At 36.8% G+C, this 465-nt stretch carries 1 protein-coding gene; it reads left to right on the top strand.

Features of this window, described 5'->3' with window-relative positions; all coding sequences use genetic code 11:
• Positions 1-212: 212 nt before the first annotated feature.
• On the top strand, positions 213-465 hold a 253-nt coding region (locus AAA942_RS20220), incomplete at its 3' end, for a hypothetical protein (RefSeq protein WP_338222124.1).

Genomic DNA, 465 nt, shown 5'->3' with positions numbered 1-465 from the left:
ATCAAAAAGTTACCTCTTTCTGGCTGCTTATCGGAGAAACTACCGTAGGTTTAGTGCAACATCACCTATACGCAAGCAGGGGTTTCGTGCTTCGTAAGACAGGAAAGTGGTAAATTTGAAGTTCAGTTCTTCGTAGGAAAGTTTAGTGATAAAAATCCCTGCCTGCGTATAGCTGAGAAACGTTACCAAGCATTAAAACAAATAAAATGGAAATGAAAAAAATAACGTATCTAATTTTGATTTTATGTATCACTCAATCTTGTATAAAGGTTGACCCTTTTTTTGAGCTTGAAACTAGGCAAAGTTACCAGCCTTTGGAAAGTGCTAATTTACTTACAAGCTCTGAAGTTTCAGAGATAAACAAATTCGTTGAAGATAATACCTTTTTTGATGCTGCCATTGTCTTGAAAGATGAAAAGCTAGTTTACGCCTACGGAGACTACCAGCTACCAATGAATTGTGCCT

The organism is Algoriphagus sp. oki45, from assembly GCF_036245605.1.
Taxonomy (GTDB): Bacteria; Bacteroidota; Bacteroidia; order Cytophagales; family Cyclobacteriaceae; genus Algoriphagus.
Note: the sequence above shows the minus strand (reverse complement) of the source record. Positions and strands in the feature narration are given on the sequence as shown.